Origin of the sequence: Rhodococcus shunpengi (genome assembly GCF_048381395.1) — a bacterium.
In the GTDB taxonomy this organism is placed as follows: Bacteria; Actinomycetota; Actinomycetes; order Mycobacteriales; family Mycobacteriaceae; genus Rhodococcus.
In genome coordinates, this window is sequence record NZ_JBLWIU010000032.1 from 81343 (window position 1) to 108102 (window position 26760).

25 protein-coding genes are annotated in these 26760 nt (G+C 67.7%); 16 read left to right on the forward strand and 9 right to left on the reverse strand.

From position 1 onward, the window contains the following. Window positions 1–85: 85 nt before the first annotated feature. Complete coding sequence (gene kstR, locus ACNJ7K_RS18865) at window positions 86–745, reverse strand: cholesterol catabolism transcriptional regulator KstR (protein WP_145692932.1); 660 nt, start codon at window positions 743–745, stop codon at window positions 86–88. An 89-nt stretch (window positions 746–834) separates the two neighbouring features. Here kstR and ACNJ7K_RS18870 point away from each other — a divergent pair, with 89 nt between their 5' ends. The 10 genes from ACNJ7K_RS18870 (at window position 835) to ACNJ7K_RS18915 (ending at window position 12160) form a co-directional block, all read left to right on the forward strand. Then, window positions 835–2982 carry an acyl-CoA dehydrogenase family protein gene (locus ACNJ7K_RS18870; protein WP_487042053.1) on the forward strand — a complete coding sequence of 716 codons (2148 nt, stop codon included), beginning with the start codon at window positions 835–837 and terminating at the stop codon, window positions 2980–2982. 67 nt (window positions 2983–3049) lie between these two features. After that, a complete protein-coding gene (locus ACNJ7K_RS18875; RefSeq protein WP_487042054.1) occupies window positions 3050–4093 on the forward strand; it encodes an acyl-CoA dehydrogenase family protein in 1044 nt (347 codons plus the stop codon). After that, complete coding sequence (locus ACNJ7K_RS18880) at window positions 4078–5229, forward strand: acyl-CoA dehydrogenase family protein (RefSeq protein ID WP_159416813.1); 1152 nt, start codon at window positions 4078–4080, stop codon at window positions 5227–5229. The genes ACNJ7K_RS18875 and ACNJ7K_RS18880 overlap by 16 nt, the downstream gene beginning before the upstream one ends. A 17-nt stretch (window positions 5230–5246) precedes the next feature. After that, window positions 5247–6296, forward strand: a complete 1050-nt coding sequence (locus ACNJ7K_RS18885) for a bifunctional MaoC family dehydratase N-terminal/OB-fold nucleic acid binding domain-containing protein (protein WP_487042093.1) — start codon at window positions 5247–5249, stop codon at window positions 6294–6296. Continuing rightward, window positions 6293–6697, forward strand: coding sequence for a MaoC family dehydratase (locus tag ACNJ7K_RS18890; protein WP_159416811.1), 405 nt, complete (start codon window positions 6293–6295; stop codon window positions 6695–6697). The genes ACNJ7K_RS18885 and ACNJ7K_RS18890 overlap by 4 nt, the downstream gene beginning before the upstream one ends. Then, window positions 6694–7863 (forward strand): lipid-transfer protein, encoded by a 1170-nt coding sequence (locus ACNJ7K_RS18895; RefSeq protein ID WP_487042055.1) that lies wholly within the window; start codon window positions 6694–6696, stop codon window positions 7861–7863. Before ACNJ7K_RS18890 ends, ACNJ7K_RS18895 begins: the two co-directional genes overlap by 4 nt. Window positions 7864–7941: 78 nt before the next feature. Further along, window positions 7942–9348: a DUF2252 domain-containing protein gene (locus ACNJ7K_RS18900; RefSeq protein WP_487042056.1), complete on the forward strand. Its 1407-nt coding sequence runs from the start codon at window positions 7942–7944 to the stop codon at window positions 9346–9348. A 104-nt stretch (window positions 9349–9452) separates the two neighbouring features. Then, entirely contained in the window at window positions 9453–10289 is an 837-nt protein-coding gene (locus ACNJ7K_RS18905) for a mycofactocin-coupled SDR family oxidoreductase (protein ID WP_172415016.1), read from the forward strand. A 93-nt stretch (window positions 10290–10382) separates the two neighbouring features. After that, the gene (locus ACNJ7K_RS18910; RefSeq protein WP_455408029.1) at window positions 10383–11360 is read left to right on the forward strand and encodes an ATP-binding cassette domain-containing protein; all 978 of its coding nucleotides are present in this window, start codon (window positions 10383–10385) and stop codon (window positions 11358–11360) included. Between the two features lie 11 nt (window positions 11361–11371). Then, window positions 11372–12160: an ABC transporter permease gene (locus ACNJ7K_RS18915; protein ID WP_172415019.1), complete on the forward strand. Its 789-nt coding sequence runs from the start codon at window positions 11372–11374 to the stop codon at window positions 12158–12160. Between the two features lie 27 nt (window positions 12161–12187). On the opposite strand, the gene ACNJ7K_RS18920 is transcribed toward ACNJ7K_RS18915, so the two are convergent. The 7 genes from ACNJ7K_RS18920 to ACNJ7K_RS18950 all read right to left on the reverse strand — a co-directional run bounded on the left by ACNJ7K_RS18920 (window position 12188) and on the right by ACNJ7K_RS18950 (window position 20058). Then, a complete protein-coding gene (locus ACNJ7K_RS18920) occupies window positions 12188–12802 on the reverse strand; it encodes a flavodoxin family protein (protein ID WP_019290163.1) in 615 nt (204 codons plus the stop codon). A 50-nt stretch (window positions 12803–12852) separates the two neighbouring features. Then, window positions 12853–13902: an alpha/beta hydrolase family protein gene (locus tag ACNJ7K_RS18925; protein ID WP_487042057.1), complete on the reverse strand. Its 1050-nt coding sequence runs from the start codon at window positions 13900–13902 to the stop codon at window positions 12853–12855. Window positions 13903–13972: 70 nt separating this feature from the next. Further along, window positions 13973–15718 (reverse strand): cholesterol oxidase substrate-binding domain-containing protein, encoded by a 1746-nt coding sequence (locus ACNJ7K_RS18930; RefSeq protein ID WP_120281302.1) that lies wholly within the window; start codon window positions 15716–15718, stop codon window positions 13973–13975. A gap of 34 nt (window positions 15719–15752) precedes the next feature. Then, entirely contained in the window at window positions 15753–16613 is an 861-nt protein-coding gene (locus ACNJ7K_RS18935) for a MaoC/PaaZ C-terminal domain-containing protein (protein WP_120281303.1), read from the reverse strand. A gap of 40 nt (window positions 16614–16653) precedes the next feature. Continuing rightward, window positions 16654–18366 (reverse strand): 3-oxosteroid 1-dehydrogenase, encoded by a 1713-nt coding sequence (kstD, locus tag ACNJ7K_RS18940; protein WP_174246942.1) that lies wholly within the window; start codon window positions 18364–18366, stop codon window positions 16654–16656. Window positions 18367–18544: 178 nt separating this feature from the next. Beyond that, window positions 18545–18907, reverse strand: coding sequence for a hypothetical protein (locus ACNJ7K_RS18945; protein WP_174246941.1), 363 nt, complete (start codon window positions 18905–18907; stop codon window positions 18545–18547). A 2-nt stretch (window positions 18908–18909) separates the two neighbouring features. Further along, window positions 18910–20058: a 3-ketosteroid-9-alpha-monooxygenase, oxygenase component gene (locus ACNJ7K_RS18950; RefSeq protein WP_159416807.1), complete on the reverse strand. Its 1149-nt coding sequence runs from the start codon at window positions 20056–20058 to the stop codon at window positions 18910–18912. Between the two features lie 191 nt (window positions 20059–20249). Here ACNJ7K_RS18950 and hsaA point away from each other — a divergent pair, with 191 nt between their 5' ends. From hsaA to hsaB, 4 genes are read left to right on the forward strand one after another with little or no spacing between them, the layout of a single operon-like run. Then, complete coding sequence (hsaA, locus tag ACNJ7K_RS18955) at window positions 20250–21425, forward strand: 3-hydroxy-9,10-secoandrosta-1,3,5(10)-triene-9,17-dione monooxygenase oxygenase subunit (protein ID WP_159416806.1); 1176 nt, start codon at window positions 20250–20252, stop codon at window positions 21423–21425. Window positions 21426–21433: 8 nt separating this feature from the next. After that, window positions 21434–22309, forward strand: coding sequence for a 4,5:9,10-diseco-3-hydroxy-5,9,17-trioxoandrosta-1(10),2-diene-4-oate hydrolase (hsaD, locus tag ACNJ7K_RS18960; RefSeq protein ID WP_487042058.1), 876 nt, complete (start codon window positions 21434–21436; stop codon window positions 22307–22309). Beyond that, window positions 22310–23209: an iron-dependent extradiol dioxygenase HsaC gene (gene hsaC / locus ACNJ7K_RS18965; RefSeq protein WP_159416805.1), complete on the forward strand. Its 900-nt coding sequence runs from the start codon at window positions 22310–22312 to the stop codon at window positions 23207–23209. After that, a complete protein-coding gene (gene hsaB, locus ACNJ7K_RS18970) occupies window positions 23209–23796 on the forward strand; it encodes a 3-hydroxy-9,10-secoandrosta-1,3,5(10)-triene-9,17-dione monooxygenase reductase subunit (RefSeq protein WP_159416804.1) in 588 nt (195 codons plus the stop codon). Before hsaC ends, hsaB begins: the two co-directional genes overlap by 1 nt. Before the next feature lie 76 nt (window positions 23797–23872). Here hsaB and ACNJ7K_RS18975 read toward each other — a convergent pair whose 3' ends face one another. Then, window positions 23873–24811, reverse strand: coding sequence for a PRC-barrel domain-containing protein (locus ACNJ7K_RS18975; RefSeq protein WP_159416803.1), 939 nt, complete (start codon window positions 24809–24811; stop codon window positions 23873–23875). A 181-nt stretch (window positions 24812–24992) separates the two neighbouring features. Between ACNJ7K_RS18975 and ACNJ7K_RS18980 the strand changes: the two genes are divergently transcribed. After that, window positions 24993–26234, forward strand: a complete 1242-nt coding sequence (locus ACNJ7K_RS18980; RefSeq protein WP_487042059.1) for an aspartate aminotransferase family protein — start codon at window positions 24993–24995, stop codon at window positions 26232–26234. A 22-nt stretch (window positions 26235–26256) separates the two neighbouring features. Then, on the forward strand, window positions 26257–26751 hold the full coding sequence (locus ACNJ7K_RS18985) for a DUF3830 family protein (protein WP_230788463.1): 495 nt from the start codon (window positions 26257–26259) through the stop codon (window positions 26749–26751). The last annotated feature ends 9 nt before the right edge of the window (window positions 26752–26760 follow it).

Genomic DNA, 26760 nt, shown 5'->3' on the forward strand with positions numbered 1-26760 from the left:
AATCCGACCCGGTGTGCATTCCGACCACGTGTTTCCGGTTACAGGACGCGGCGGATCGGACGTCAGGCTTGCGGCGCGAGCGCCGTCATGCTTCCGACGCGACCGTCTTCGGTGCTCGTGAGCCGTCGCCGAGCAGCAGATCCACGGTCAGTTCGAGCCGGCGGGCGACATCGGTGGCCGACGAACGGCGCGTGAGCCAGGCGACGAGATTCGACAGCCACACGTCGCTGATGACGCGCGCGATGGCGAGCTCTTCCTCGGTGGGTTCGCCGTCGTTCATGGCCCGCGCGAACAACCGGTCCATGAGGGTGCCCACCTGGTCGACCTCGGCGGCGGCGGAGGCGTCGGCAAACATGAACGCCCGCGTCATGGCCTCGGTGAGCAGGGGATCGCGCTGCATGGCCTTGGTGATCAGACTCAGGATGAGGTGCATGCGCTCGAGGGGGCTGTGGCCGGGTGGGATCCGGCCCTTGCCCTCGATGCGGGCGAATTCACGGCCGAGGGCGGAGACCAGCAGGTGGACCTTGGACGGGAAGTACCGGTAGAGGGTGCCGACCGCGACGTCCGCGCGTTCTGCCACCGCCCGCATCTGCACGGCCTCGTAACCACCCTTGGACGCGAGCGCCAGGGTGGCGTCGAGAATCCGCTTGCGCCGTTCCTTCTGGGCATTGGAACTGAGATCGTCCTCGGTGAGGGCGGTCAGAGTTCCGTGTCCGTTGGCACGGGAGCGGGACGGGGTGGCCATAGATTCGTTTCCTCACGCCTTGACTCTGAATCGGTGTCATATTAGAACACGTTCTAGCAATGATGTCATTCGGAAGGGCGGAAACCGCTGTGAGTATCGCCACGACCGAGGAGCAGCGGGCCGTCCAGGCGTCTGTCCAGGCCTGGTCACGTGCCGTAGATCCCATGTCGACGATACGTCGCGCAGGCGACGCGACGTGGCGCGACGGCTGGTCCTCCCTCGCAGAACTCGGAATCTTCGGCGTCGCCGTCCCGGAGGAGGCGGGCGGTCTCGGCGCGACCACCGTGGACCTGGCCGTCATGCTCGAGCAGGCCGCCTGCGAACTCGCGCCGGGCCCGGTCCTGACGACCGCCGTGGCGGCCCTCGTGTTCGGCCGCGCCGGTGAGACCGTCGCCAAGACGACGGAGCGGCTCGCCGAGGGCGAGGTCCCCACCGCGCTCGCTCTCGACTCGGCCGTGACCGCGGAGTCGGCGGGTGACGGATTCCTGCTGCGCGGTGAGGCCGGACCGGCCGTGGGTGCCGAAGCCGGAATCGCCGTGCTCGTGCGTGTCGACGGCGAGGGTGATCCGGCCGTCGAGAGCTGGGCGCTCGTCGAGGCCGACGATCCGGGTCTGCACATCGAACCGCTCGAGACCATCGACGCCTCCCGCGCGGTGGCCCGCGTCCGCATCGACGGCGCGACGGTCTCGACCGATCGGATCGCGACCGTCCCGGCCGGCTTCGTGCGCGACCTCACTGCCGGCCTCGCCGCCGCGGAGCTGGCCGGTCTCGCCGGTTGGGCGCTGAGCACCGCTGTCGAGTATGCGAAGATCCGCGAGCAGTTCGGGAAACCGATCGGTTCGTTCCAGGCCGTCAAGCACATCTGCGCCGAAATGCTCTGCCGCACCGAGAAGATCCGGGCGGTGGCCTGGGATGCGGCGGTCACCGTCGACGCGCAGCCCGACGAACTGCCGATCGCGGCGGCCGCCGCCGCGGCGGTCGCACTCGACGCAGCGGTGCAGACCGCCAAGGATGCGATCCAGGTGCTCGGTGGCATCGGGTTCACGTGGGAACACGACGCGCACTTCTATCTTCGCCGCGCGGTCGCCACCCGCCAGGTGCTCGGCGGTTCCACCGCGTGGCGGTCGCGGCTGACGACCCTGGTCCGCGACGGCGCGCGCCGTCACCTCGGTATCGACCTGTCCGATCGCGAGGAGGAGCGCGTACGGATCCGTGCGGAGGTCGAGAAGATCACCGCTGCACCCGAATCCGAGCGCCGTGTCGCTCTCGCCGAGTCGGGTCTGCTCGCGCCGCACTGGCCGCCGCCCTACGGTCGCGGAGCCGGTGCCGCCGAACAGCTCGTCGTCCAGGAGGAGCTCGCCGCCGTCGGTATCGAACGTCCCGACCTCGTGATCGGCTGGTGGGCGGTTCCGACCGTCCTCGAACACGGAACACCCGAGCAGATCGAGCGTTTCGTCATGCCCACCCTGCGCGGCGACGTGGTCTGGTGTCAGCTGTTCTCCGAACCCGGTGCCGGCTCGGACCTGGCGGCACTGCGCACGAGTGCCGAGAAGGTCGACGGCGGATGGGTGTTGCGCGGGCAGAAGGTGTGGACCTCGCTCGCGCAGCAGGCGGACTGGGCGATCTGCCTGGCCCGCACCGACCGCGACGTCCCCAAGCACAAGGGCATCACGTACTTCCTCGTCGACATGAAGTCGGCGGGCATCACGATCTCGCCGCTGCGTGAGATCACCGGCGACGCGCTGTTCAACGAGGTCTTCCTCGATTCGGTCTTCGTGCCGGACGACTGCGTGGTCGGCAATCTCGGCGACGGCTGGAAGCTGGCCCGCACGACCCTCGCCAACGAACGCGTCGCGATGGGCGGCAAGTCGTCGCTGGGGCCGCGCATCGAGGAACTGCTCGAGCTGTCGACCCCCGGTGATCCTGTCGCCGAGGACCGCATCGCGACGCAGATCGGGGAGGCGACGGTCGGTTCGCTCCTGGATCTGCGGGCAACCCTCGCGCAGCTCGAAGGTCAGGATCCGGGCGCCGCGTCCAGCGTTCGCAAGCTCATCGGTGTGCGGCAGCGGCAGGACACCGCCGAGCTCGCCATGGATCTCGCGGGCGAGGCCGGCTGGGTGGAAGGTCCGCTCACCCGGGAGTTCCTCAACACCCGCTGTCTGACGATCGCCGGCGGAACCGAGCAGATCCTGCTCACCGTGGCGGCCGAGCGGCTCCTGGGCTTGCCGCGCGACTGAGCGGTCCTTCCGCGTGGCGCCCCGTAGTGCTACAACTAGAACACGTTCTATTCGAAGGTGGGTGACGGTGGACTTCGCACGTGACGAGACACAGGAGGAGATCGCCGGTGTGGCGGCCGGTCTCCTGAAACGCGGCCTCACCGACGACGCGTTGTGGGCCGCGCTGGCCGACGCCGACCTGCTCTCGCTCGCCCTGCCGGAGCGTCTCGGCGGATCGGGCCTCGGATTCGGAGAAGTCGCCACCGTGCTCACCGAGATCGGACGCGGAGCCGCGCAGACCCCGGCGCTCGCCACCCTCGGCCTGGGCGTCCTGCCGATCCTCGCGCTCGCCTCCGAACAGCAGCAGGACGACCTGCTCGCCGGCGTCGCCGAAGGGGCCGTGCTCACCGCCGCGCTCGGCGAACCGGGGCGTGCCTTCCCGGAGCGGCCGGCCGCCACGGCGATCGCCACCGACGGGGGCCACGCGGTCACCGGTTCGTTCGTCGCCGTGCCCTACGCCGATCGGGCACGCGTGGTGCTGCTGCCCACCGACGCGGGGGTGGTCGCGGTGGCTCCCGACGCCGCGGGTGTGAGCCTGCGTCCGAGCCCCACCTCGACCGGCTCTCCCGAGTTCTCGGTGCGCGCCGACGGCGTCGTGGGTGTCCTGCTCGCCGGATCCGGCGCCGACGCCGTGGTGACGCTCCACCGGATCGCGCTCGCCGCCGTGGCGGCCTTCGCCGACGGACTGCTCTCCGGGGCGACCGAACTCACCGCGAAGCACGTCAGCGAGCGGCATCAGTTCGGCAAGCCGCTCGCGACCTTCCAGGCCGTCGCACAGCAGATCGCCGACGTCTACGTCACCGCCCGCACCCTGCACGTCGCGGCGCTGTCGTCGGTCTGGCGCCTGGCCGAAGGTCTCGACGCCGCGGACGATCTCGACGTCACCGCCTACTGGATCGCCGCCGAACTGCCACCGGCGATGCGGGTGCTGCACCATCTGCACGGCGGCGTCGGGGTGGACGAGACCTATCCGCTGCACAAGTACTCGTCGACCGCCAAGGACCTCGCCCGGTTGCTCGGCGGCGCTTCGTACCGACTCGACCTCGTGGGGGCCCGGTGTTCATCGATCTGACCGACGACCAGCGCGCCCTGCAGGCCGAACTGCGGCGCTACTTCGGCAGCCTCGTCTCACCCGAGGAGGCCGCGATCATGCGCACGGAGCGGCACGGCCCCACCTACCGCGAGGTCGTGCGTCGCATGGGCAAAGACGGTTGGCTCGGCGTCGGCTGGCCCGTCGAGTTCGGCGGCCGCGGCTTCGGCGACGTGGAACAGCAGATCTTCGCCAACGAGGCCGTCCGCGCCGACGTGCCGTTGCCGAGCGTCACCCTGCAGACCGTCGGCCCGACCCTGCAGGTCTACGGCACCGACGAGCAGAAGCGGAAGTTCCTGCCTGCCATCCTCGCCGGTGAGGTGCACTTCGCGATCGGCTACTCCGAACCCGAGGCCGGTACCGACCTCGCGGCTCTGCGCACCACGGCGGTCCGCGACGGCGACCACTACATCGTCAACGGGCAGAAGATCTTCACCACCGGGGGACACGACGCCGACTACATCTGGCTCGCCGTCCGCACCGGCCCCGCCGAGTCGCGTCACCGCGGCATCTCCGTGCTCATCGTCGACACCAAGGATCCCGGCTTCAGCTGGACCCCGATCATCACGTGCGACGGTGCCCACCACGTCAACGCCACCTACTACAGCGACGTGCGCGTTCCCGTCGAGATGCTCGTCGGCGAGGAGAACAAGGGGTGGAAGCTCATCACCACCCAGCTCAACCACGAACGCGTCATGCTCGGCCCGGCCGGTCGCGTCGCCGGCATCTACGACCGGCTCGTCGAGTGGGTCCGCGCCCACGAACTCCAGGACCGTCCCGAGGTGCGACGCGCACTCGGCGAGATCCACGCGACCTGGCGACTCAACGAACTGCTCAACTGGCAGGTCGCGGCGAGCAGCAACGACGCCGTGGACATCGCCGACGCCTCGGCGACCAAGGTGTTCGCCACCGAGCGGATCCAGCGCGTCGGTCGCCTAGCCGAGGAAATCGTCGGTGCCTTCGGTGATCCGGCCGACGACGACACCGCCGATCTGCTCCGCTGGCTCGACATGATGGCCAAACGCAATGTCGTCATCACCTTCGGTGGTGGCGTCAACGAGGTGATGCGCGAACTGATCGCCACCGCCGGTCTGGGCATGCCGCGGGTACCTCGGTGACACAGGAGAATTCGGTGATGCAGGAGAATGCGGTGACACGACATTCGGGGACACGAGATGTTCCGGGGAAGACCCCCGAGGAGATCCTGCAGGCTGCCGAGAAGGTACGCGGCGACGGCCCGTCCGCGCCGCGACCCGGGCGCGATCCGGTGAACATGCCGATGATCCGCAACTGGCTCGAGGCGATCGGCGACGACAACCCGATCTACACCGACGAAACCGCGGCGATCGCGGCCGGTCACGGCGGTCTCGTGGCCCCGCCCGCGATGGCGCAGGTGTGGACGATGCGCGGCCTCGGCGCCGAACGCGAGAAGGACGACCCGCTCGGCCGGATGACGCAGATCCTCGACGACGCCGGCTACACCTCGGTGGTCGCCACCAACTGCGACCAGATCTACCACCGCTACCTGCGCCACGGCGAGCAGGTGACGATCGAATCCACCCTCGAGGACGTCGTCGGCCCGAAGCGGACCGGGCTCGGGGAGGGCTGGTTCTTCACCACCCGCAACCTGTGGAAGGTCGGCGACGAAGTCGTCGCCGAGATGCTCTTCCGCATCCTGAAGTTCGCGCCGCCGTCGAAGGACGAGAGCGCAGAGACGCCGCAGGACCGGCCCGCCTCCACGGTTCCCGACGATCTCGACCCCACCCGGATGCTCCGCCCGTCCGTCTCCCGCGACACGCAGTTCTTCTGGGACGGTGTGGCCGCCCACGAACTGCGCATCCAGCGACGCCCCGACGGCACCCTGCAGCACCCACCCGTCCCGGCGCTCTGGCTCGACAAGTCGGAGACCACCGACTACGTCGTATCCTCCGGTCGCGGAACGGTGTTCAGCTTCGTCGTCCACCATGCACCCGAGGTGCCGGGGCGGCAGGTGCCCTTCGTCGTCGCACTCGTCGAACTCGACGAGGGTGTCCGGATGCTCGGTGAACTCCGCGACGTCGAACCCGGGCAGGTACGCATCGGGATGCCGGTCGAGGTCACCTTCCTCGATTTCCCCGGCGACGACGAGACCGGTGGGCAGCCGTGGACCCTGTACGCCTGGAAGTCGATCGAGGAGGACGTGTGAGCACCCCGACCGTCACGACGGGCGAGAGCCTGCCCTCCCTCGAGATCCACGCCGATCCCACCTTCATCGTGTCGACGGCCCTGGCCACACGCGACTTCCAGGACGTGCACCACGACCGCGACAAGGCGCAGCAGCGCGGATCGAAGGACATCTTCGTCAACATCCTCACCGACACCGGACTCGTGCAGCGCTACGTCACCGACTGGGCCGGCCCCCGCGCGGTGGTGAAGTCGATCTCGCTGAGACTGGGTGTGCCCTGGTACGCCTACGACACCCTGACCCTCTCGGGCACCGTTGCATCCGTCGAGGGCGGACTGGTCACCGTCGACATCACCGGTACCAACAGTCTGGGCAAGCACATCACGGCCACAGCCACTTTCGTGATCGGAGGCACCGCATGAGCGGCCTGTCGGGTGCAGCGGCGATCGTCGGCATCGGCGCGACCGACTTCTCGAAGGACTCCGGCCGCAGCGAACTCCGTCTCGCGGCCGAGGCGGTGCGCGCCGCCCTCGACGACGCGGGACTGACCCCGGCCGACGCCGACGGTCTGGTCTCGTTCACGATGGACACCAACACCGAAGTGGCCGTGGCCCGTTCGGTGGGGATACCTCATCTGAAGTTCTTCTCCCGCATCCACTACGGCGGCGGTGCGGCGTGCGCGACGGTGCAGCAGGCGGCGATGGCCGTCGCGACCGGCGTGGCCGACGTGGTGGTCGCGTACCGGGCATTCAACGAGCGGTCCGGCGCGCGGTACGGACAGGTCAACACCGCCCTTGCCGCGCAGGTGAATTCGTCGGGCACCGACAACGCGTTCTCCTACCCGCACGGGCTGAGCACACCGGCCTCGTTCGTCGCGATGGTCGCGCAACGCTACATGCACGTCTCCGGGGCGACGAGCGCCGACTTCGGCGCCGTGGCGGTCGCCGATCGGGCCCACGCCGCGACCAACCCGAAGGCGTTCTTCCACGGTAAGCCGATCACGCTCGAGGACCACCAGAACTCGCGATGGATCGCCGAGCCGCTGCACCTGCTCGACTGTTGCCAGGAATCGGACGGCGGCGTCGCCATCGTCGTCACCAGCGCCGAGCGGGCGAAGGACCTGAAGCAGACCCCGGCGGTGATCGCGGCCGCGGCGCAGGGGAGCGGCCCCGACCAGTACATCATGACCAGCTACTACCGCGACGGGCTCACGGGCCTGCCGGAGATGGGGATCGTCGGCGACCAACTGTGGGAGCAGGCGGGCATCGGACCGCAGGACATCGCCACGGCGGTGCTCTACGACCACTTCACCCCGTACGTGCTCATGCAGCTCGAAGAACTCGGATTCTGCGAACGCGGAGAGGCCAAGGACTTCGTCGCCGACGGCATCCAGGTGGGTGGGCGGCTGCCGATCAACACCCACGGCGGTCAGCTCGGCGAGGCCTACATCCACGGCATGAACGGCATCGCCGAGGGCGTCCGGCAGATCCGCGGCACGGCCGTCAACCAGGTCGACGACGTCGGCCACGTCCTGGTCACGGCAGGAACAGGAGTTCCGACCTCGGGTCTGGTGCTGTCGCGGTCCTGACGCCGTTTCCCTCCCACCGACGGGCGGGCGTGCCTACGATGAGGGCTCACATTCCGGTGGGACCTTGTGGGAGGACCCGTGTCGGTCACGGACGGGCATGTCGTGCATCCGACCCGCGAACAGCGGGTCCAGAACGGTCTCGCCGCTCGGAGGGTCACTCCCGTCGAGTCGCTCGCCGAACTCGGAAAGTCGTCCCGGGATCCGATCGCCCTGCTCGAGAGTCAGGCGCAGACCCGCGTTCCGCAGCTCGTCCCGGTGCGTTACGGCCGCATGGCGACATCGGCGTTCGCGTTCTACCGCGGCGCCGCGCTCGTGATGGCCGACGACCTGTCGCGCACACCGAACAGCGGTCTGCACACGCAACTGTGCGGCGACGCCCACGCGAGCAATTTCGGTCTGTTCGCTACCCCGGAACGCAGAACGGCCTTCGACGTCAACGACTTCGACGAGACCTATCCGGGACCGTTCGAATGGGACGTCAAGCGTCTGGTCGCGAGCCTCGAGATCGCCGGTCGCGACAACGGGTTCACCGCGAAGGAACGCCGGAAGATCACCCGCGCATGTGCGGCGGAGTACCGCGAGACCATCTGCAGACAGGCGCAACTCGGGAACATGGCGGTGCGCTACGCGCATCTCGATCCCACCACCGAGATGGCGGAGCTCGGCGACAAGCTGACCACCCGGATGGAGAAGCGCACCCGCAAGGCGCTCGAAAAGGCCTCACGGCGCGACAGTCTCCAGGCGCTGGAGAAACTCACCACCGTCGCCGACGGCCGCCGCCGGATCATCAGCGACCCGCCGCTCATCGTGCCCGTCGAAGAGGTCTTCGCCGACCTCGACGCCGAAGCGATCTACGACGAACTGCACGACCGTGTCCGCTCGTACCGGGCGACGCTGCAGTGGGACCGCCGGGTCCTCCTCGAACAGTTCGAACTGGTCCAGGCCGCGCGGAAGGTCGTCGGAGTGGGCAGCGTCGGCACGCGGGCGTGGATCCTCCTGCTGCGGGGTGCGGACGACGACGATCCGTTGTTCCTCCAGGCGAAGGAGGCCCAGCGGTCGGTGCTGTCGTACTACGTCGACGGTCCGACCTTCCGGAACGAGGGCGAACGCGTCGTCAACGGTCAGCGGCTGATGCAGTCCGCGAGCGACATCTTCCTCGGCTGGCAGCAGGGTGCCGGAGCCGACGGCGTGAACCGGGACTTCTACATACGCCAACTCCGCGACGGCAAGGGTTCGGCGGTGATCGAGGAGATGGTGCCCAAGGGCATGAAACTCTACGGCCGACTCTGCGGCCGGGTCCTCGCCTATGCCCACGCCCGGGCCGGCGACCGGATCGCGCTGGCTGCCTATCTCGGCACCGACGAGGAGTTCGACGAGGCGCTCTCGTCGTTCGCGGTGTCCTACGCCGACCGCAACGAACGCGACCTGCAGGCGCTGCACGAGGCCGTCGAGCAGGGACGAGTGAAGGTCCGGACCGGACTCTGATCTTCGTCTGGTTCCCGGACACGTCCGCTGTCCGGGACTTACTCACCTGTCCTCTCTCCCGGCGCGGTACAAGGGAGGCGATCACGCGCCGACGGAAGGACGTCATGATGGGTTTCGAGGGCAGGGTCGCATTCGTGACGGGAGCGGCGCGAGGCCAAGGACGCTCGCACGCCGTCGCATTCGCCGAAGCAGGGGCCGACGTGGTCGTCTGCGACCGGTGCTCCGACTCACCGGTGGTGGGATATCCGCTGGCGACCGAGGAGGACCTGGCGGAGACGGTGCGACTCGTCGAGGCGACCGGTCGCCGGGTCGTCTCGGCGACACTCGACACCGCCGACCGTCCGGCGATGGACGCTCTGGTTGCCCGTGCTCACGCCGAACTCGGGCGGATCGACATCGCGGTCGCCAATGCCGGGGTGTCGGTGGCGGCACCGGTGCACCGGATGCCGCAACAGATGTGGGACGAAGCGATCTCGTCCAATCTCACCGGGGTGTTCAACACCGTCGCCGCGGTCGCGCCCGGGATGATCGAGCGTGACTACGGTCGCATCGTCACGGTGTCGTCGATGCTCGGCCGAGCGGGCAACACCAACATGGCCGCATATGCGGCGTCGAAATGGGGCGTGATCGGCCTGACGAAGAGCGCGGCCCTGGACCTCGCGCAGAACGGCATCACCGTCAACGCCGTCGCCCCGGGCAACATCTCCACGCCGATGATCCACAACGACGCGCTCTACGGGATGTTGCGGCCCGACCTCGAAGAGCCGACCGCCGACGATGTGGCCCCGGTGTTCGCCTCCCTGCACGCACAACCGGTGCCGTGGCTCGACCCGGCCGAGATCACCCGTGCGGTCCTGTTCTTCGCCGACGAGGCGTCCGCACACATCTCCGGCACCGTGTTGCCGATCGATGCCGGCAACGCCGCCCGGGTGACGGGCTGAGCGATCCGCCTGACGGAGCGATGAGAAAACCTGTCGAACCGTGTCGGTCTCTTCGTGCACACTGTGCTCACCACCACAGTCAGGGAGAAACTCATGGCCGACGCCATAGTTGCAGAAGGACTGATCAAGACATACGGGCAGGTCAGAGCGCTCGACGGGGTCGATCTGCGGGTGCCGGAGGGGACGGTCACCGCGCTGCTCGGTCCCAACGGCGCCGGTAAGACCACCACGGTGCGGGTGCTGACGACACTGCTCGTCCCCGATGCCGGTCGCGCCGAAGTGGCGGGATACGACGTCCTCACCGAGGCGCGGGAGCTTCGTTCCCGGATCGGGGCGTCGGGGCAGTACGCGGCGGTCGACGAATATCTCACGGGGTTCGAGAACCTCGAGATGGTCGGCCGGCTGTACCACCTCGGCGTCAAACGGAGTCGCCTCCGCGCCCGCGAGCTCCTCGAACAGTTCGACCTCGAGGAAGCGGGTGATCGCCCGGTGAAGGGTTATTCGGGCGGTATGCGACGCCGCCTCGATCTCGCCGGTGCGCTCGTCGCCGATCCTCCGGTGTTGTTCCTCGACGAACCCACGACGGGTCTCGATCCGCGGGCGCGCCTCGGGTTGTGGGACGTCATCGACACCCTCGTACAGCGCGGCACGACGCTGTTGCTGACGACGCAGTACATGGACGAGGCCGAACGCCTCGCCGACGACATCGTCGTGATCGATCGGGGCGCGGTCATCGCCCGCGGCACGGCCGACGAGCTCAAGAGCCGCGTCGGTGGCGAACGTATCGAACTCGCCGTGACCGACGCCGACCAGCGAGACCGAGCGGTCCGTGAGCTCGAATCGGTGGCGGCTGGGGAGATCAGGGTCGAGCGCAGCACCGGTCGCATCACCGTGCCGGTCAGCGGCGACTCGGGCGGCGGAACCGACGGGCTCGTGACGGCGCTGGGGAAGCTGTCGGCCGCGGGCATCCGGGTCTCCGACGTCGCTCTGCGGAAACCGACCCTCGACGACGTGTTCCTCACGCTCACCGGTCGCGGGACGGACGAGAAGGTCGAGGAGGCGGTGTCGTGAACACACTCGAGATGGTCGCATCCGACGGCCTGACCATTGCCAAGCGCAACATGATCAAGATCAAGCGTGTGCCGGATCTGCTGGTCTTCACGACGCTGTCGCCGATCATGTTCGTGCTGTTGTTCGCCTACGTCTTCGGCAGTGCGATCGACGTCCCCGGCATCTCGTACCGGGAGTTCCTCATCGCAGGCATCTTCACCCAGACGGTCATCTTCGGGTCCACCTGGACGGGCCTCGGGATGGTCGAAGACCTGCAGAAGGGCATCATCGACCGGTTCCGATCGCTGCCGATGGCCCCGTCGGCGGTACTCATCGGCCGTACCAGCACCGACGTGCTGATCAACGTGCTCAGCCTCGTGGTGATGTCGTTGACCGGTCTCCTCGTGGGGTGGCGGATCAACACCTCGCTGGGCGAGGCGCTCGCCGGCTACCTGTTGCTGCTGCTGTTCGCCTACGCTCTGTCGTGGGTGATGGCCGTGATCGGCATGTGGATCCGCACACCGGAGGTCTTCAACAACGCGAGTTTCATGGTGATCTTCCCGCTGTCGTTCATCGCCAACACGTTCGTCGACCCGTCGTCGATGCCGACGGTGCTGCGCGTCATCGCCGAGTGGAATCCCATCTCGGCGGTCACGCAGGCGGTCCGCGAACTGTTCGGCAACACCAATCCCATGGTGCCGCCGCCCGACGTGTGGCCCCTGCAGAATCCGGTCCTCGCGTCGCTGATGTGGACAGCGTTGATGCTGATCGTGTTCGTGCCGTTCGCGATCCGCAGGTACCAGAAGGCCGTCAGCCGCTGACGGTCGGCGTCCGGCCGGCGGGCGGGTTCATCCCGGGTAGGGCGCGTACTGGCGCTGACGCAACAGTGTCGCCAGGTGCACGGCGTTGCGGGCGACGGATTCGGTGGTCGAGCGCACCGCTTCGGGGATCTCGTCGAGATCCTTGAAGTCGGTGCCCGACATCGCCTCGCCGTTCCAGTAGGTCGAGCCCTGCGCGGGGATCGAGAAACCGATGTCGTTGAGACTCTGGAACAGGTCGGCGACGATCTTGTGCGCGCCGTCCTCGTTGCCGACGACTGCGGCGATCCCGACCTTGCCCACCATGCGTGGACGGTTCTCGTCATCGGTGTTCGACAGTTCGGCATCGAGCCGCTCGAGGACACGTTGGGCGACGCTCGACATGTGTCCCACCCAGGTCGGTGTGGCGACGAGCAGGATGTCGGCCGAGACGATGCGCTCGACGATCTCCGGCCACTGATCCCCGTCGCCCATGTCGGCTTCGACACCGGGCTTGACGTCGAAGTCGACGACTCGGACGGTTTCGACGCTGACGTCGTGCTTCGACAGTGCGTCGAACACGTGCGCCACCATCTTGTCGGTGCTGGACTCGGCGGGGGACGGCTTGAGCGTGCAGTTCAGGGCCACGGCGTGCAGTGCTGTCATGCGCCCGGGATACCCGAGTTACACCACGACAATCAGCTGCAGCACGACAGTCAGCGACCGCGTGCGGCCCCCCAGCCGTCGATCGCCGCCGAGAACTCGAACGAGGTGGGCAGCAGCGCCATCTGGTCGGCCGGACCGGGCTGCAACGGGCCGAGCTCCTCGAGGCTGTGATTCGCGGTGGTGAAGTGCTCGAACTGCAGGTCGGTGTGGGCGAGGGCGTCCCGCAGCGGCTCGACCTGCGCACAGCTGATGTTCAGGTCCTTGTCGGAGCAGGTGAGCAGCACCGGGGTGTCGGCTGCCAGCTCCGCGGCAAGCACGGCCGGGTCGAGCTGGTCGGACTCGAAGAGGAACTTCGCGTTCGCGGGGTTCATGCCGAACTGCGCGAGGATCGGGTGCAGATCGGTGGGGAAGGCCCCGGTCGTCCGCAGCGACTCGACGGCACGCGACAGGTCGGCCCGGACCGCCTCGCCGTCGGGGCCGAGCTGCCCGGAATCCACCACGGCATTCAGCTGGACGGTCAGCAGGTCCAGGTAGCGCATCGGCAGCGGAGCGAGAAGTGCGAAGCCGCTTCCGATACCGCGATCGGCGAGTGCGAGGGCGGTCAGTGCACCCTCGCTGTGTCCGAGGACGAGGATCTCCTCGGGGGAGACTCCGGTGCGTTCGGCGAGCAGACGCACCGCCGCCTCGGCGTGGTCGACCTGCTCGGTGAAGCCGTACTCGCCGATGGTCTCGACCGTGTAGGACCCGAGACCCGTCTCACCGGCCCCGATCTTGTCGAAGCGCAGGCTCGCGATGCCGTGGGCGGCGAGTGCGTCCGCGGTGCGCACCAGGGTGTCGGACGCGAAGCCGGGCTGGTTGCCGTTGCGATCGGTGGGGCCGCTGCCCGGGAGCAGCAGTGCGGCGGCGACCGCGGCTCCGTCCGGGTTGCGGAGGCTGCCGTGGAAGGTGGTGCCGTCGGCCTCGAAGGTCACCGGGGCGTCGGTGCCGTTCGACACGGCGACCGAACCCGTGTCGGGAAGGGCCACCGCGGTTCCCGCGAGTGTCACACCTCCCGCGAGAACCAGCACGGGCACAGCAGCAGCACCGATCCACCTTCGCATGTTCCGCATGGTGCGAACCCTAGCAAAGGACTGCGCTGTGCCCGTGGTGAGCGAGGACGCCCGTGGGAGATCAGGGGAGCAGGGTGTCGATAAAGGTGTTGCTGAACACCCGATGCGGATCGAGACGGTTGTAGACCGCGCGAGCCGAATCCCAGTTCTCGTCCGACGGAACACCTTCCCGGTAGGTGTCGGGCAGGCCTTGCGTCAGGATCTGCTCGTCGGTGTACGGCAGGTCGGGACCGAACGCCCAGCCCTTCGACCATTCCGGCCGGAAGGTCGAGTCGCTTCCGTTGTACCGCTGCCGCATCCACTGCTCCATCTCCCGGTAGAAGGCGAACATGCCGGGAGTTCCCGGGACACCGAGAACGTTGAGCCAGATGGCGGTGTCCCAGTCCGGGTGGTCGGGACGCGGACGGGTCGACGCGATCGTCGGCGGTCCGGCCGACGGGACGAGGACGTCCTCCGGCCGATCCAGTCCGCAGCAACGGATTTCGACCGGACCGTTGAGAGGGAACTGTCCCAGGCTGCGGTAGTGCTCGATGCGCTCGGAGAACCAGTGCGCGAAGTCGTGGATCACGTTGGCGATGTTGGCGCGGTTCGTGAGCACCGCACCGCCACCCTCGGTCAGTCGCAGGGTGGTCGCCTTGATGTAGAACTGCAGATCCTTCGACCAGCCCCAGATGTCGGACGATCCCGTCGCCGCGAGACCGGCCACGGTCACGCCGTAGTAGGTCTGCCCGAAAGCCGGTGCGATCGACGTGTTCCCGGCCGTGATCTGCCCCAGCAGGTCGGTGATCGGTTCGGGCACGTTGTCGGAGAACGGGTAGTTGTACGGTCCGGTCACCTCGCGCGAGGTGGGCGGTTTCTCCGGTGCGAGCGACCACACCTTCATCCACGGACGTTCCGTGAACGGATACCAGATCGCCTCGGCCCGCCCCGCCGAATCGACGAACGACTCGAAGGTCCGTCCCGGCGCGCCGGCGGGTGAGAACAGTTCCTGCCAGGTGATGTCGGTGAAGGACTGGCAGCGCATGCGGTAGTTCGGCCCGGCCTGCAGTGTGACGGACGTGATGAACGTCCGGCCGAGATGCGTGAGCAGCGGGGTGATCTCGGGATCGGCGCGGGTGAAGGTGCGCAGCGCGTAGGCACTGCCGTCCCACACGACGGCCGTCAGTTCGGTCACGAGATTGCTCAGCGAACCGAAGGTGTGCCCGGGAAGGGTGGATTCGCCGTTCGCGGGCAGCGCGGCACCGTGCGCGTTGACGGCGAGTGCTCCGGCGATCGACAACACGCCGGGCGCAGGAAGATTCGCGAGACCGAGACCGTGGTTCTGCAGTGCCGTGGTGATGGCGTCGAGTGTCGCGCCGGGACCTGCCGTGACGGTCGCGGGGGAGCCGCCGGGGTTCACCTGGACCCCGTTGAGGTGAAGCATGGTGTCGGCGAGGATCACCCGGTCGACGGGTGCACCGTTGACGATCGTCAGCGGTGTCCAGCCGTGCATGGCCCCGCGCGGGCGGATGGTGTATCCGTTCTCGTGCGCCCAGTTCACCAGGCGCACCACGTCGTCGGGGGTGCGAGGCGCGCAGGTCCAGATGGCGTCCAGCATGATCTCTTTCGACCAGTTCTGGTATGCCTGCTGGTAGAGGTCGATGCCGGCGGGGAACGCCGGAGGAGTGGGGAGCGTCGAGGCCGCGGACCCGGAAGGGACGGCGTGCACCGGGGTCCACCCACCGAGGGCGGAGACCGCCAGCGCGCCGGCGCCGGCCGCGAGGAAGCCGCGCCGCGACAGGCGCGGCGACGAATCACGAAGTGTCATATTCGAATGTCGCTCTTTCGGGAGGGCGTGGCGATCACGCCACGGTGAGTACCACGTCGGCCAGGGCAGGGGCGAGGTCGCGTTCGACGACGGAGGCGGTCACGAGCTTGCGGTCGCCGTCGTTCCACACGCGCACTCGGAGGGTCTCGCCGGGGAAGACCACGCCGGCGAACCGGGCGCGGAATCCCTTCACGCGCGAAGCGTCCGCGTCGAGCAGGCCGTCGGTCACCGCCTTGCACACGATGCCGTAGGTGCACAGCCCGTGCAGGATCGGCGCCGGGAAGCCCGCCGCGGATGCGAACTCGGGATCGGAATGGAGGGGATTGCGGTCGCCGCACAGCCGGTACAGCAGCGCCTGCTGCGGGAGGGTCGGCACGTCGAACTCGGCGTCCGGCTCACGATCGGGGTACTCCACCGACTCCGACGGACCACGCTCACCGCCGAAACCGCCCTCACCGCGGGCGAAGATCGACGACCGTGCGGTCCACAGGGGATTGCCGTCGAGATCCTCGGTCACCGATTCCTGCACGACGACCGCGGCCTTGCCCTTGTCCCACACCTCGGCGATACGGGTGATCGTGCGGCCCTTGCCCGAAGCGGGGATGGGCGCGTGCACGGTCACCTCCTGACTGCCGTGGACGACCTTGGCGAGATCGATCTCGATCCCGGGGAACGAGACCTTCGGCGGCTCGACCTGGTGGAAGGTCGCGGCGACAGTCGCGAAGGTGGGGAGTACCTGAGGGTCCTTGTCCCGGAGGTAACGCAGTTCGCCCGCGTCGGTGGGGTGGGACCCGGCGCCGATGCCGAGGTTGTAGAGCTGGACATCGGTGCTGCTCCACTCGAACTCCTGGGCGGGCAGTTCGGCTCCGACGGCAACCGAGGGATCGATGGGCACGGGCGCTTCCTTTCTACGACACGAACGCGGGTCGATCGGGTCACACGGTGTCGGCGGATTCTCGCAGTTCCTCGGCACGTTCGTCACGCGTGCGGTCCAGGATGTCGAGGGCCGCCAGATAACCGAAGGTCATCGCCGGTCCGATGGTGGCGCCGGGCCCGGCGTAGGTGTGACCCATGACCGGGGAACTGGCGTTGCCGGCCGCGTACAGGCCGTCGATCACGCTGCCGTCCTCGCGCACCACTCGGCCGTGGACGTCGGTGACGAGCCCGCCCTTGGTGCCGAGATCGCCCGGGACCACCGTGAACGCGTAGAACGGGGCCTTGTCGACCACGCCGAGGCTCGGATTCGGCTTGTTGCGCGGATCTCCGTAGTAGTGGTCGTAGTGGGATTCGCCGCGGCCGAAGTCCTCGTCCTTGCCGGCACGCGCGAAGCCGTTGAAGCGTTGCACCGTCTCGGTGAGGGCATCGGCCGGTACCCCGATCTTCTCGGCGAGTTCGGCGACGGAACCGGCCTTGACGAGCACTCCGGCCTCGAGCCACCGGCGAGGGAAGGGGGTGCGGGGGGTGATTCCGGCGAAGGTGTAGCGGTCGCGGTAGCGCTGATCGAGGATCAGCCAGCTGGGGATGTTCTCGCCCGGTCCCTCACCGCGTCCGTGCTCGCCGCCGTACATCGCGTGCGTCGCCTCGACGTAGGGCGCCGACTCGTTGACGAAGCGCTTGCCCGCCGCGTTGACCATCAGGCACCCGGGAAGGCTGCGCTCCGACAACGCGAACCACGGGCCGCCGGTGAGCGTGAAGGACGGACCCCACCAGGCGTCGTCCATGAAATCGACTGCGGCGCCGAGCTTCTGTCCGGCGCGGATGCCGTCGCCGGTGTTGGCCTTCGCACCGACGGTCCACTCGGTGCCGATCGGCTGACGCTGGTACTGTGCCCGCATCTCGGCGTTGTGCTCGAAACCGCCGCTCGCGAGGATCACGCCCTTGCGGGCACGGATGACGCGTTTCTCGCCGTTCGCGACCACCTCGACGCCGCGCACGACGCCGTCCTCGACGACGAGATCGGTGAGCGCCGTCTCCAGCAGCAGGGGTACACCGGCGTCGCGCAGACCGATCCGCAACCCGGCCATGAGAGCCTGGCCTCGGACGAGCAGGTGCTTCTTGGTGATGTTCGCCCAGACGAAACGGGCGCCGACCCGCATGGCGCGAACAGGTCCGCGCGGGTTCCGCATGAGCAGGTTCAGCCACTTGTAGTCGGCCTGGGTGATGACGAAGTTCTTGGGAGCGCGCGCGTAGTCGGGTTCGAGGAGAGCGAGATCCTCACCGAGACGGCGACCGTCGAACGGTGTCGGTTCCACCGAACGGCCACCGGGACGCCCGCCGGGCGCCTCGGGGTAGTAATCGGAATAGCCCGGCACCCACTGCAGTTCGAGTGCGCTGTTCTTCAGGACGAAGGAGAGCATCTCCGGTCCGCGATCGATGTAGGTGTCGATCTTCTCGGCGGGCACGTCGTCGCCGATGATGCTGTGGAGGTACTTCCGGGCTTCTTCGGGGGTGTCGTCCACCCCGGCGGCCTTCAGTGCCTCGTTGTTGGGGATCCACACACCGCCGCCCGATCGGGCGCTCGACCCGCCGTAGCGCGGCGCCTTCTCGATCAGGACCACGTCGGCGCCCTTGCGGGCTGCGGTGATGGCGGCGGTCATTCCGCCGGCACCGCTGCCGACGACAACGATGTCGTACTCCTGCTTCGTCATGTAGAACACGTTATAGAAATGGCGGTGCCGAGTCCATCCCCGAATGCGAAGAGTCCTGGACGTGAAGCGAAGACGCAGTGACGTCGGGACTGGAACGCGATATCGCCGGCCGACGACGAGCGACGGCACCGTCCGATGGGGACGGTGCCGTCGCGGGGTCGATCGGGGTCGGAATCGGTCAGGTGGGCGATCCGTCCGATACGGGAAGGGTGCCGTCGAGCACGGCCCGGTCGATGCTCTCCCGAAGCTGCGGACACCCCTCGCGCGGTGTGATGGACGAGCCTCGGAGCGAGGCGGTCTCGCGGAAGGTCGGGCACACGGTGTCCGGATCGTCCTGCCACTGCACGCTCGTGTGCGACAGGCTGTTCTTGCGCACCAGCACGCAGGTGCCGCACTCGCGGCACTGCACCTCGTGCTGACCCGAATCCAGATAGTTGATCTTGTCGATCGCGGTCTGGGCGGCGACGGCCTCGGCCCGCTCGGGCCATTGGGAGAAGTCCGGGGACTTCGCCCAGCTGCTCCGCCGGGTCGAGGCACTCATCGTCACACCTCCGCTTCCTGCTTGCCTTGTTCTTCCTCGCGCTTCTTGCGCTCGAGATTCTCGGCGACCTCCTTCTCCCAGGCCTCGTTGGCCTTGGCGGTGTCGACCTCGAACTCGAAGCGGCCCGTCATCTTCTCCGTCACGTCGGCGACGTCGACGTAGAACTGCTCGTACCAGCGACGGAGCTGGTAGACCGGACCGTCCTCATCGCACAGCAGGGGATTCTCGATCTTTGTCTTGTTCTTCCAGATCTCGACGTCCTGCAGGAAGCCCTCGCCGACACCCTCGGTGAGCTTGGCGGCCAGCACGTCGGACTGCTCGGGTGACATGCCCTGAGGCTTCTTGACGATGATGCCGTACTGCAGCATGAACGAATCGTGCGTGATCGGGTAGTGGCAGTTGATCAGCACGGATTCGGTCCGGTATCCGCCGTAGTCGTTCTTCAGCGGATTGATCATGTAGGAGGGGCCGTAGTAGGCCGCGTACGACTCGAGCGTCGACTCCAGTCCGTACTGCGTCGCCATGCCCTTGTCCGGCCGGCCGCGGGTGTTGAGGTACTGCTCGGCGATGTGCCCCTCGAAGACGTTCTTGAAGAACGTGGGGAAGGCGTAGTGGATGTAGAAGAAGTGCGCCATGTCGACGACGTTGTCGATGATCTCGCGACAGTTGGAACCTTCGATCCGGATCTGGTTCCAGGTCCAGTCCGTCCACTCGTCCGAGCCGTACTGCTCGATCTCGGGGATGGTGACCTCCGCAGGCGGAGTGTTTCCCTCGGGGTCGTTCCACACGAACAGTTGGCCGTGCTTCTCCATCGTGATCCATGAACGGGTGCGGGCCAGCGGGGGAACGCGCTTGGCGTACGGGATGTCCGTGCACTTGCCGTTGCCACCCCAGCGCCAGTCGTGGAACGGGCACGCAACCGAATCGCCCTTGATCTCGCCCTGTGACAGGTCGCCGCCCATGTGGCGGCAGTACGCGTCGAGCACCTTCAGGTCGCCGTTGCTGTCGGCCCACACCACGAGTTTCGTGCCGAAGGCCTCGACGGCATGAGGCTTGCCGTCCTTGAACGTGCGACTGAGGCCGAGGCAGTGCCAGCCTCGCGCGAAACGCGTCCGGACCTCTCCGACGTCGATCTCGCGAATCTGTGCCATGTCCGCTCACTTCCTTCCGGAAATCTCTTCTAGAACACGTTATAGAATTCGCGTCGCGAGGGGAAGGGTTCGGGGACTTTGGTCCCGCCATAGGGATTGTCTACCTGCGAGTGTGCCGAGTCTCGACACGAATAAGAACATGTTCTAGTCTCGGTACAAGCGATCAATTCCTGAACAGACGGGAGCGTCCAGTGGGTGACCACGACAGCCACGAGGTACTGCAGCGGATCGACGCTCTGCTGCCTACGCTGCGAGAACGTGCGCAGGAGGCCGAGAATCTGCGCCGGGTGCCCGACGACTCGATCAAGGAGCTCCAGGAGGCCGGCTTCTTCAAACTTCTGCAACCGGCCCAGTGGGGTGGATACGAGGCCGATCCCGTCACCTTCTTCACCGCGGTGCGCAACATCGCGAGCGCATGCGGCTCGACCGGATGGGTCTCCGGCATCATCGGCGTGCACAACTGGCACCTCGCACTCTTCGACCAGCAGGCCCAGGAAGAGGTCTGGGGCGACGACACCGACGTCCGCATCTCGTCGTCCTACGCGCCCATGGGCGCCGGTGAGGTCGTCGACGGCGGATACAAGGTCAACGGTGCGTGGGCGTGGTCGTCCGGATGCGACCACGCGAGCTGGGTCGTCGTCGGTGGCCCGGTCATCAAGGACGGCCGCCCCGTCGACTTCGGCAGCTTCCTGATCCCTCGTTCCGAGTACGAGATCGACGACGTGTGGCACGTGGTCGGTCTGCGCGGCACCGGATCCAACACGGTCGAGGTGAAGGACGTCTTCGTCCCGCGCCACCGCTTCCTCAGCTTCAAGGCCATGAACGATCTCGCCTCGCCCGGGCTCGGGCGCAACACCGCGCCCGTCTACAAGATGCCGTGGGGCACCATCCATCCCACCACCATCTCGACGCCCATCGTCGGCATGGCCTACGGCGCGTACGAAGCCCACGTCGAGCACCAGGGCAAGCGTGTCCGTGCGGCGTACGCCGGTGAGAAGGCCAAGGACGACCCGTTCGCCAAGGTTCGCATCGCCGAGGCCTCCAGCGACATCGACGCGGCCTGGCGCCAACTGTCGGGCAACGTCGCCGACGAGTACGCCCACCTGCTCGCCGGCGAGGAGGTTCCGATGGAACTGCGTCTGCGGGCACGTCGCGACCAGGTCCGCGCGACCGGCCGTGCCATCACGTCGATCGACCGTCTCTTCGAGAACTCGGGTGCCACCGCACTCGCGGACGGCACACCCATCCAGCGTTTCTGGCGCGACGCGCACGCCGGTCGTGTGCACGCCGCCAACGACGCCGAGCGCGCCTACGTGATGTTCGGTGCCGCCGAGTTCGGTCTGCCGATCACCGACACGATGGTCTAGGGGTGGATGTGACCGCAATCGACGAGATCACCTACGAGTCGACCTCCCGTTTCGCGCAGGTCCGCGAGGACCTGCGCCTGCACTACCACGAGGCCGGTGTCGGCAACGACACCACGATCGTCCTGCTCCACGGCGGTGGCCCGGGCGCGTCGTCGTGGTCGAATTTCGCCAGGAACATTCCGGTGCTGGCGCAACGGTTCCACGTGCTGGCCGTCGACCAGCCGGGTTACGGCAGGTCCGACAAGCCGACCGAGCATCCGCAGTACTTCGTGCACAGCGCGTCCGCGCTGAACGACCTGCTCGACACGCTCGGGATCACCGACCGCGTCCACCTCCTCGGCAACTCGCTCGGTGGGGGCGCCGCCGTGCGGTTCGCGCTCGACTATCCTGAGCGCGCCGGACGACTCGTCCTCATGGGACCGGGTGGGCTGAGCGTCAACCTGTTCGCACCCGACCCCACCGAGGGCGTCAAGAATCTCGGCCGGTTCTCGTACGAACCCACCCGTGAGAATCTCGAGGCGTTCCTGCGGATCATGGTCTTCGACCAGTCGCTGATCACGCCCGAACTCGTCGAGGAGCGGTTCGCGTCGGCGAGCACCCACGAGTCGCTCGCCGCGGCGAAGGCGATGGGGAAGTCGTTCTCCAGCGCCGAATTCGAAAAGGGGATGCTCTGGCGCGACGCCTACAAGCTCCGTCAGCGGGTGCTGCTGATCTGGGGTCGCGAGGACCGCGTCAACCCGCTCGACGGTGCGCTCGTCGCACTGAAGATGATCCCGCGCGCACAGTTGCATGTGTTCGGTGGATGCGGTCACTGGGCACAGCTCGAGAAGTTCGACGAATTCAACCGCCTGACAGTGGATTTCCTCACGGACGGAGTCGAATAGATGAGTATCCGGTCGCTGGCATATCTCCGGATCGGCGCCACCGACGTCCCGGCCTGGCGCGAGTACGGTCTCAAGGTCCTCGGCATGATCGAGGGCAAGGGCACCCACGCCGACGCGCTGTACCTGCGGATGGACGACTTCCCGGCCCGGCTCGTCATCGAGCCGCACGAGTCCGACAAGCTGCTCGTCTCGGGCTGGGAGACCGCGAACGCCGCCGATCTCCAGTCGGTTCGCGACAGTCTCTCCGCAGCGGGTGTCCCGTTCAAGGAGGGCACCGCCGAGCAGCTCGCCGATCGTCGCGTCGACGAGCTGATCGTTTTTCAGGATCCATCGGGCAACACCCTCGAGGCGTTCCACGGTGCCGCGCTCGAACACCGTCGCGTGGTCAGCCCGTACGGGCACAAATTCGTCACCGGTGAGCAGGGCCTCGGGCACGTGGTGCTCTCGACCCGCGACGACGAGGAATCGCTGCGCTTCTACCGCGACGTGCTCGGTTTCCGCCTGCGCGACTCCATGCGGATGCCTCCGCAGATGGTCGGCCGGCCCGCCGACGGAAAACCGGCCTGGCTGAGGTTCTTCGGATGCAACCCGCGCCACCACAGCCTCGCCTTCCTGCCCATGCCCACCCCGTCGGGCATCGTGCACCTGATGATCGAGGTGGAGAACTCCGACGACGTCGGTCTCGCCCTCGACCGCGCACTGCGGAAGAAGGTCAAGATGTCTGCGACGCTCGGGCGCCACGTCAACGACAAGATGCTGTCCTTCTACATGAAGACCCCCGGCGGATTCGACGTCGAATTCGGTTGCGAGGGGCTGCAGGTCGAGGACGGCGACTGGATCGCCCGTGAATCCACGGCCGTGAGCCTGTGGGGCCACGACTTCTCGGTGGGAATGCAGTAATGACCGCGCCGGAGGCCGGAGAGAACGGTGCGATCGACCCGCGGGCCTTCCGCACCGTGCTCGGGCAGTTCTGCACCGGCGTCACCGTCATCACCACCACCGAGGACGACGGGACGCCTGTGGGATTCGCGTGCCAGTCGTTCGCGGCGTTGTCGCTCGACCCGCCGCTCGTACTGTTCTGCCCCACGAAGCAGTCACGGTCGTGGGCGGCCATCGAACGAGCGGGCCGCTTCTGCGTCAACGTCCTCGCCGAGGAACAGCAGGAGACCTGCGCGCGGTTCGGTTCCCGCGAACCCGACAAGTTCGCCGGACTCGACTGGACGCCGTCCCCGTTGGGCTCCCCCGTCCTGACGGGCTCTCTCGCGCACATCGAGTGCACGGTCGAGACGGTGCACGACGGAGGAGACCACTGGGTGGTGTTCGGTCGCGTCTCGTCGCTGAGCGAGGTGCGCGACGAGAAGGAACGCCCGCTGCTCTTCTACCGCGGGCAGTACACCGGGATCGAACCGGAGAAGACGACTCCGGCGCCCTGGCGCGACGATCTCGAAGCGTTCCTCACCTCCGTCACGGAGGACACCTGGCTGTAGATCGCAGACTGTAAGTACCGCACGACGAAGCCGGGACGACCACATCGAATGTGGTCGTCCCGGCTTCGGGTGTGGATCAGGAGCGATCGGCGTCGGTCGCGTCGTCCGGTGACTCCTCGTAGTACTCCGTGGTCACGACCCGACGCACCAGGCGCGGCTTGCGCGGCTGGTCGGTGTCCCCGCCGCCTGCCGTATCCGTCTTCGCGTCAGCCGTGCTCGTGTCGGTGCCGGCCGACTGCGGCGGCGTGAAGTGCGCCGGTCCCGTCGGTCCCGGACCGACGATCTCCTGCCCGCTGCCGCTGCCGCTGCCGCCGTCGCCGCGGGGAGCCGCGTGGCGGGCCGTGTCCGCCGCCGAGTCCGCGGTCCCGGACGGTGTCGACGGCGTCGACGCGGTATGCCCGGGCATCGAGTGTTCGAGCGGTTCGTCCCGCTGGCCCTCGCTCGGCCGGTAGTTGCCGGCGATCTCCTCACGCGCGACGTCGGGCGGTGTCGGTGAATGCCCGGTTCCCGCGGGTGTGGTGGTGCCGTACGTCTCGCCGGTGTGCGGTGTCCCGGTACCTCCCGGTCCGCCGGCCGCGCCACCGACGAGGCCTCCACCGGCTGTGCTCCGCTCGTCGAGGCCGCTCCGGTCGTCGGTGAACCCGTGTCGGTCGTCGTTGAATCCGCCCCGATCGCCGGTGGATCCACCCCCTGCAGGGGTGTCCCCGAACCGGCGGTAGTAGCGGTACAGCTCGTCCTCCTCGAGCGGGGTCAGCTCACCGTTCTCGTCGATGTTCGGGGCGCCGGTGATGGTGTCCTTGTCGAAGGGCAGGCGCACTCCGGTGCTGTCGAGTTCGGCTTCGTCGATGGGGGCGAAGTGCCGGCGCGTTCCGAACAGACCCGTGACGACCGTGATCCAGGCGGGTCGGCCCGTGTCGTTGTCCAGGTACACCTCTCCCACGCGTCCGAGCTTGTCGCCGTCCGGTCCGTACGCGGTGGCGCGAGCGAGGGTGTCGATGTCGTCGTTGCTGATCATGATGTCCTCATCCGTGGGCGATGCGGCTTCCTGCAGTGCGGATGCCCTCCGATGAGAGTGACGAAACACTGCCGTTACACCGCTCGCCGTTGCGTCGACCATCCCCGCGTGTTATCCATATTGTCAACAATCCGACAACCGGCACGAGGGTTCGCGCCCTCGGCTGTTCGGAGGGATCGTCATGACCCGTCTTTCACCCCGCCTGCTGCAGGCAACGCCCGTCACCGTCGACCACGCCGAGGGCTGTTACATCCACGGCACCGACGGACGTCGGTATCTCGACTTCACCGCCGGCATCGGCGTCACGAGTACCGGCCACTGTCACCCGCACGTCGTCGAGGCCGCCCGCCGGCAGATCGGCTCCCTCATCCACGGGCAGTACACGACCGTGATGCACCGGCCCCTGCTCGAACTCACCGAACGCCTGGGCACGGTGCTCCCCGAAGGGCTCGACTCACTGTTCTTCGCCAACTCGGGCAGCGAGGCCGTCGAGGCGGCGCTGCGTCTGGCCCGGCAGGCGACAGGACGACCCGGAATCGTCGTCTTCCACGGCGGTTTCCACGGCCGGACCGTCGCCGCCGCCACGATGACGACCTCGGGAACCCGCTTCTCCGCAGGGTTCTCGCCGCTCATGGGCGGCGTGCACGTCGCTCCGTTCCCCACCGCCTACCGCTACGGCTGGTCGGAGGACGAAGCGACCGATTTCGCCCTACAGGAACTGGACTACCTCTTCGCAACCCTCGTGGCGCCGGACGAGATCGCGGCCTTCGTCGTCGAACCGGTCCTGGGCGAGGGCGGCTACGTCCCCGGCAACACCCGGTTCTTCCAGGGGCTGCGGCAGCGGGCCGACGAACACGGCATCCTGCTCGTCTTCGACGAGATCCAGACCGGATTCGGGCGGACCGGAAAGTTCTTCGGCCATCAGCACTTCGACGTGCGTCCCGACATCGTCACCATCGCCAAGGGTCTCGCGAGCGGTTTCCCGTTGTCGGGTATCGCCGCCTCCGAGGAACTCATGGAACGCGCCCGTCCGGGATCGCAGGGCGGCACGTACGGGGCGAATGCGGTCTCGTGCGCGGCGGCCGTGGCCACTCTCGACGTGATCGAGAAGGAGGGGCTCGTCGACAACGCCGCTGTGCGTGGACGTGAACTGCTCTCCGGCGCACGGGAGAACACGACCGACGCCATCGGTGACGTGCGCGGCCTCGGTCTCATGGTGGGCCTCGAGTTCACCACGGACGGAGCACCCGACCGGGAACGGGCGACCGCAGCGCAACAACTCGCCGCGCAGAAGGGGTTGCTGCTGTTGACCTGCGGTGCACACATGAACGTGGTGCGCATGATCCCGCCGTTGATCGTCACCGCCCAGCAGATCGAGGATGCGCTCGGGATCTGGTCCGAGGTCCTCGCCGAGGTCCGATAATCCGTCGAAGGAGGGAGTCCGCGTGGCCCGATACATCACGATCACTCTCGACAAGCGCGACATAACCTGCAGAGCAAGGCTTCTCGAAGGCGAGGCGCCGCTCACCTGCGCGGCGGTGTGGGACGCCCTGCCGCAGAGCGGCTCGGCGTTCCATGCCAAGTACGCCCGCAACGAGCTCTACACCCTCGTCCCGAGGATCACCGCGGCACCGCACCGGGAGAACCCGACGGTGACGCCGATCCCGGGGGATGTGTGCCTGTTCGACTTCGAACCGTGGGAGATCGGTAATTCCGCATACGGTTACGAACCCGGATCGCAGGCCCACGCGCAGCAGGGAGCAACCGACCTCGCGTTGTTCTACGGCCGGAACAATCTGCTGCTCAACGGCGACGTGGGGTGGGTGCCGGGCAACGTCTTCGCGACCATCGAGGAGGGACTGCCCGAACTCGCCGTCGCGTGCAACGACCTGTGGATCCAGGGGGTCGTGGGGGAGACGTTGAGCTTCGCACGGGCATAGACGGCCACT

Coding starts and splice junctions, on each gene's coding strand:
- kstR (WP_145692932.1), bottom strand. CDS start 745: ATGGCCACCCCGTCCCGCTCCCGTGCCAACGGACACGGAACTCTGACC.
- ACNJ7K_RS18885 (WP_487042093.1), top strand. CDS start 5,247: ATGCAGGAGAATGCGGTGACACGACATTCGGGGACACGAGATGTTCCG.
- ACNJ7K_RS18895 (WP_487042055.1), top strand. CDS start 6,694: ATGAGCGGCCTGTCGGGTGCAGCGGCGATCGTCGGCATCGGCGCGACC.
- ACNJ7K_RS18905 (WP_172415016.1), top strand. CDS start 9,453: ATGATGGGTTTCGAGGGCAGGGTCGCATTCGTGACGGGAGCGGCGCGA.
- ACNJ7K_RS18910 (WP_455408029.1), top strand. CDS start 10,383: ATGGCCGACGCCATAGTTGCAGAAGGACTGATCAAGACATACGGGCAG.
- ACNJ7K_RS18915 (WP_172415019.1), top strand. CDS start 11,372: ATGGTCGCATCCGACGGCCTGACCATTGCCAAGCGCAACATGATCAAG.
- ACNJ7K_RS18920 (WP_019290163.1), bottom strand. CDS start 12,802: ATGACAGCACTGCACGCCGTGGCCCTGAACTGCACGCTCAAGCCGTCC.
- ACNJ7K_RS18925 (WP_487042057.1), bottom strand. CDS start 13,902: ATGCGAAGGTGGATCGGTGCTGCTGCTGTGCCCGTGCTGGTTCTCGCG.
- ACNJ7K_RS18930 (WP_120281302.1), bottom strand. CDS start 15,718: ATGACACTTCGTGATTCGTCGCCGCGCCTGTCGCGGCGCGGCTTCCTC.
- kstD (WP_174246942.1), bottom strand. CDS start 18,366: ATGACGAAGCAGGAGTACGACATCGTTGTCGTCGGCAGCGGTGCCGGC.
- ACNJ7K_RS18945 (WP_174246941.1), bottom strand. CDS start 18,907: ATGAGTGCCTCGACCCGGCGGAGCAGCTGGGCGAAGTCCCCGGACTTC.
- ACNJ7K_RS18950 (WP_159416807.1), bottom strand. CDS start 20,058: ATGGCACAGATTCGCGAGATCGACGTCGGAGAGGTCCGGACGCGTTTC.
- hsaC (WP_159416805.1), top strand. CDS start 22,310: ATGAGTATCCGGTCGCTGGCATATCTCCGGATCGGCGCCACCGACGTC.
- hsaB (WP_159416804.1), top strand. CDS start 23,209: ATGACCGCGCCGGAGGCCGGAGAGAACGGTGCGATCGACCCGCGGGCC.
- ACNJ7K_RS18975 (WP_159416803.1), bottom strand. CDS start 24,811: ATGATCAGCAACGACGACATCGACACCCTCGCTCGCGCCACCGCGTAC.
- ACNJ7K_RS18980 (WP_487042059.1), top strand. CDS start 24,993: ATGACCCGTCTTTCACCCCGCCTGCTGCAGGCAACGCCCGTCACCGTC.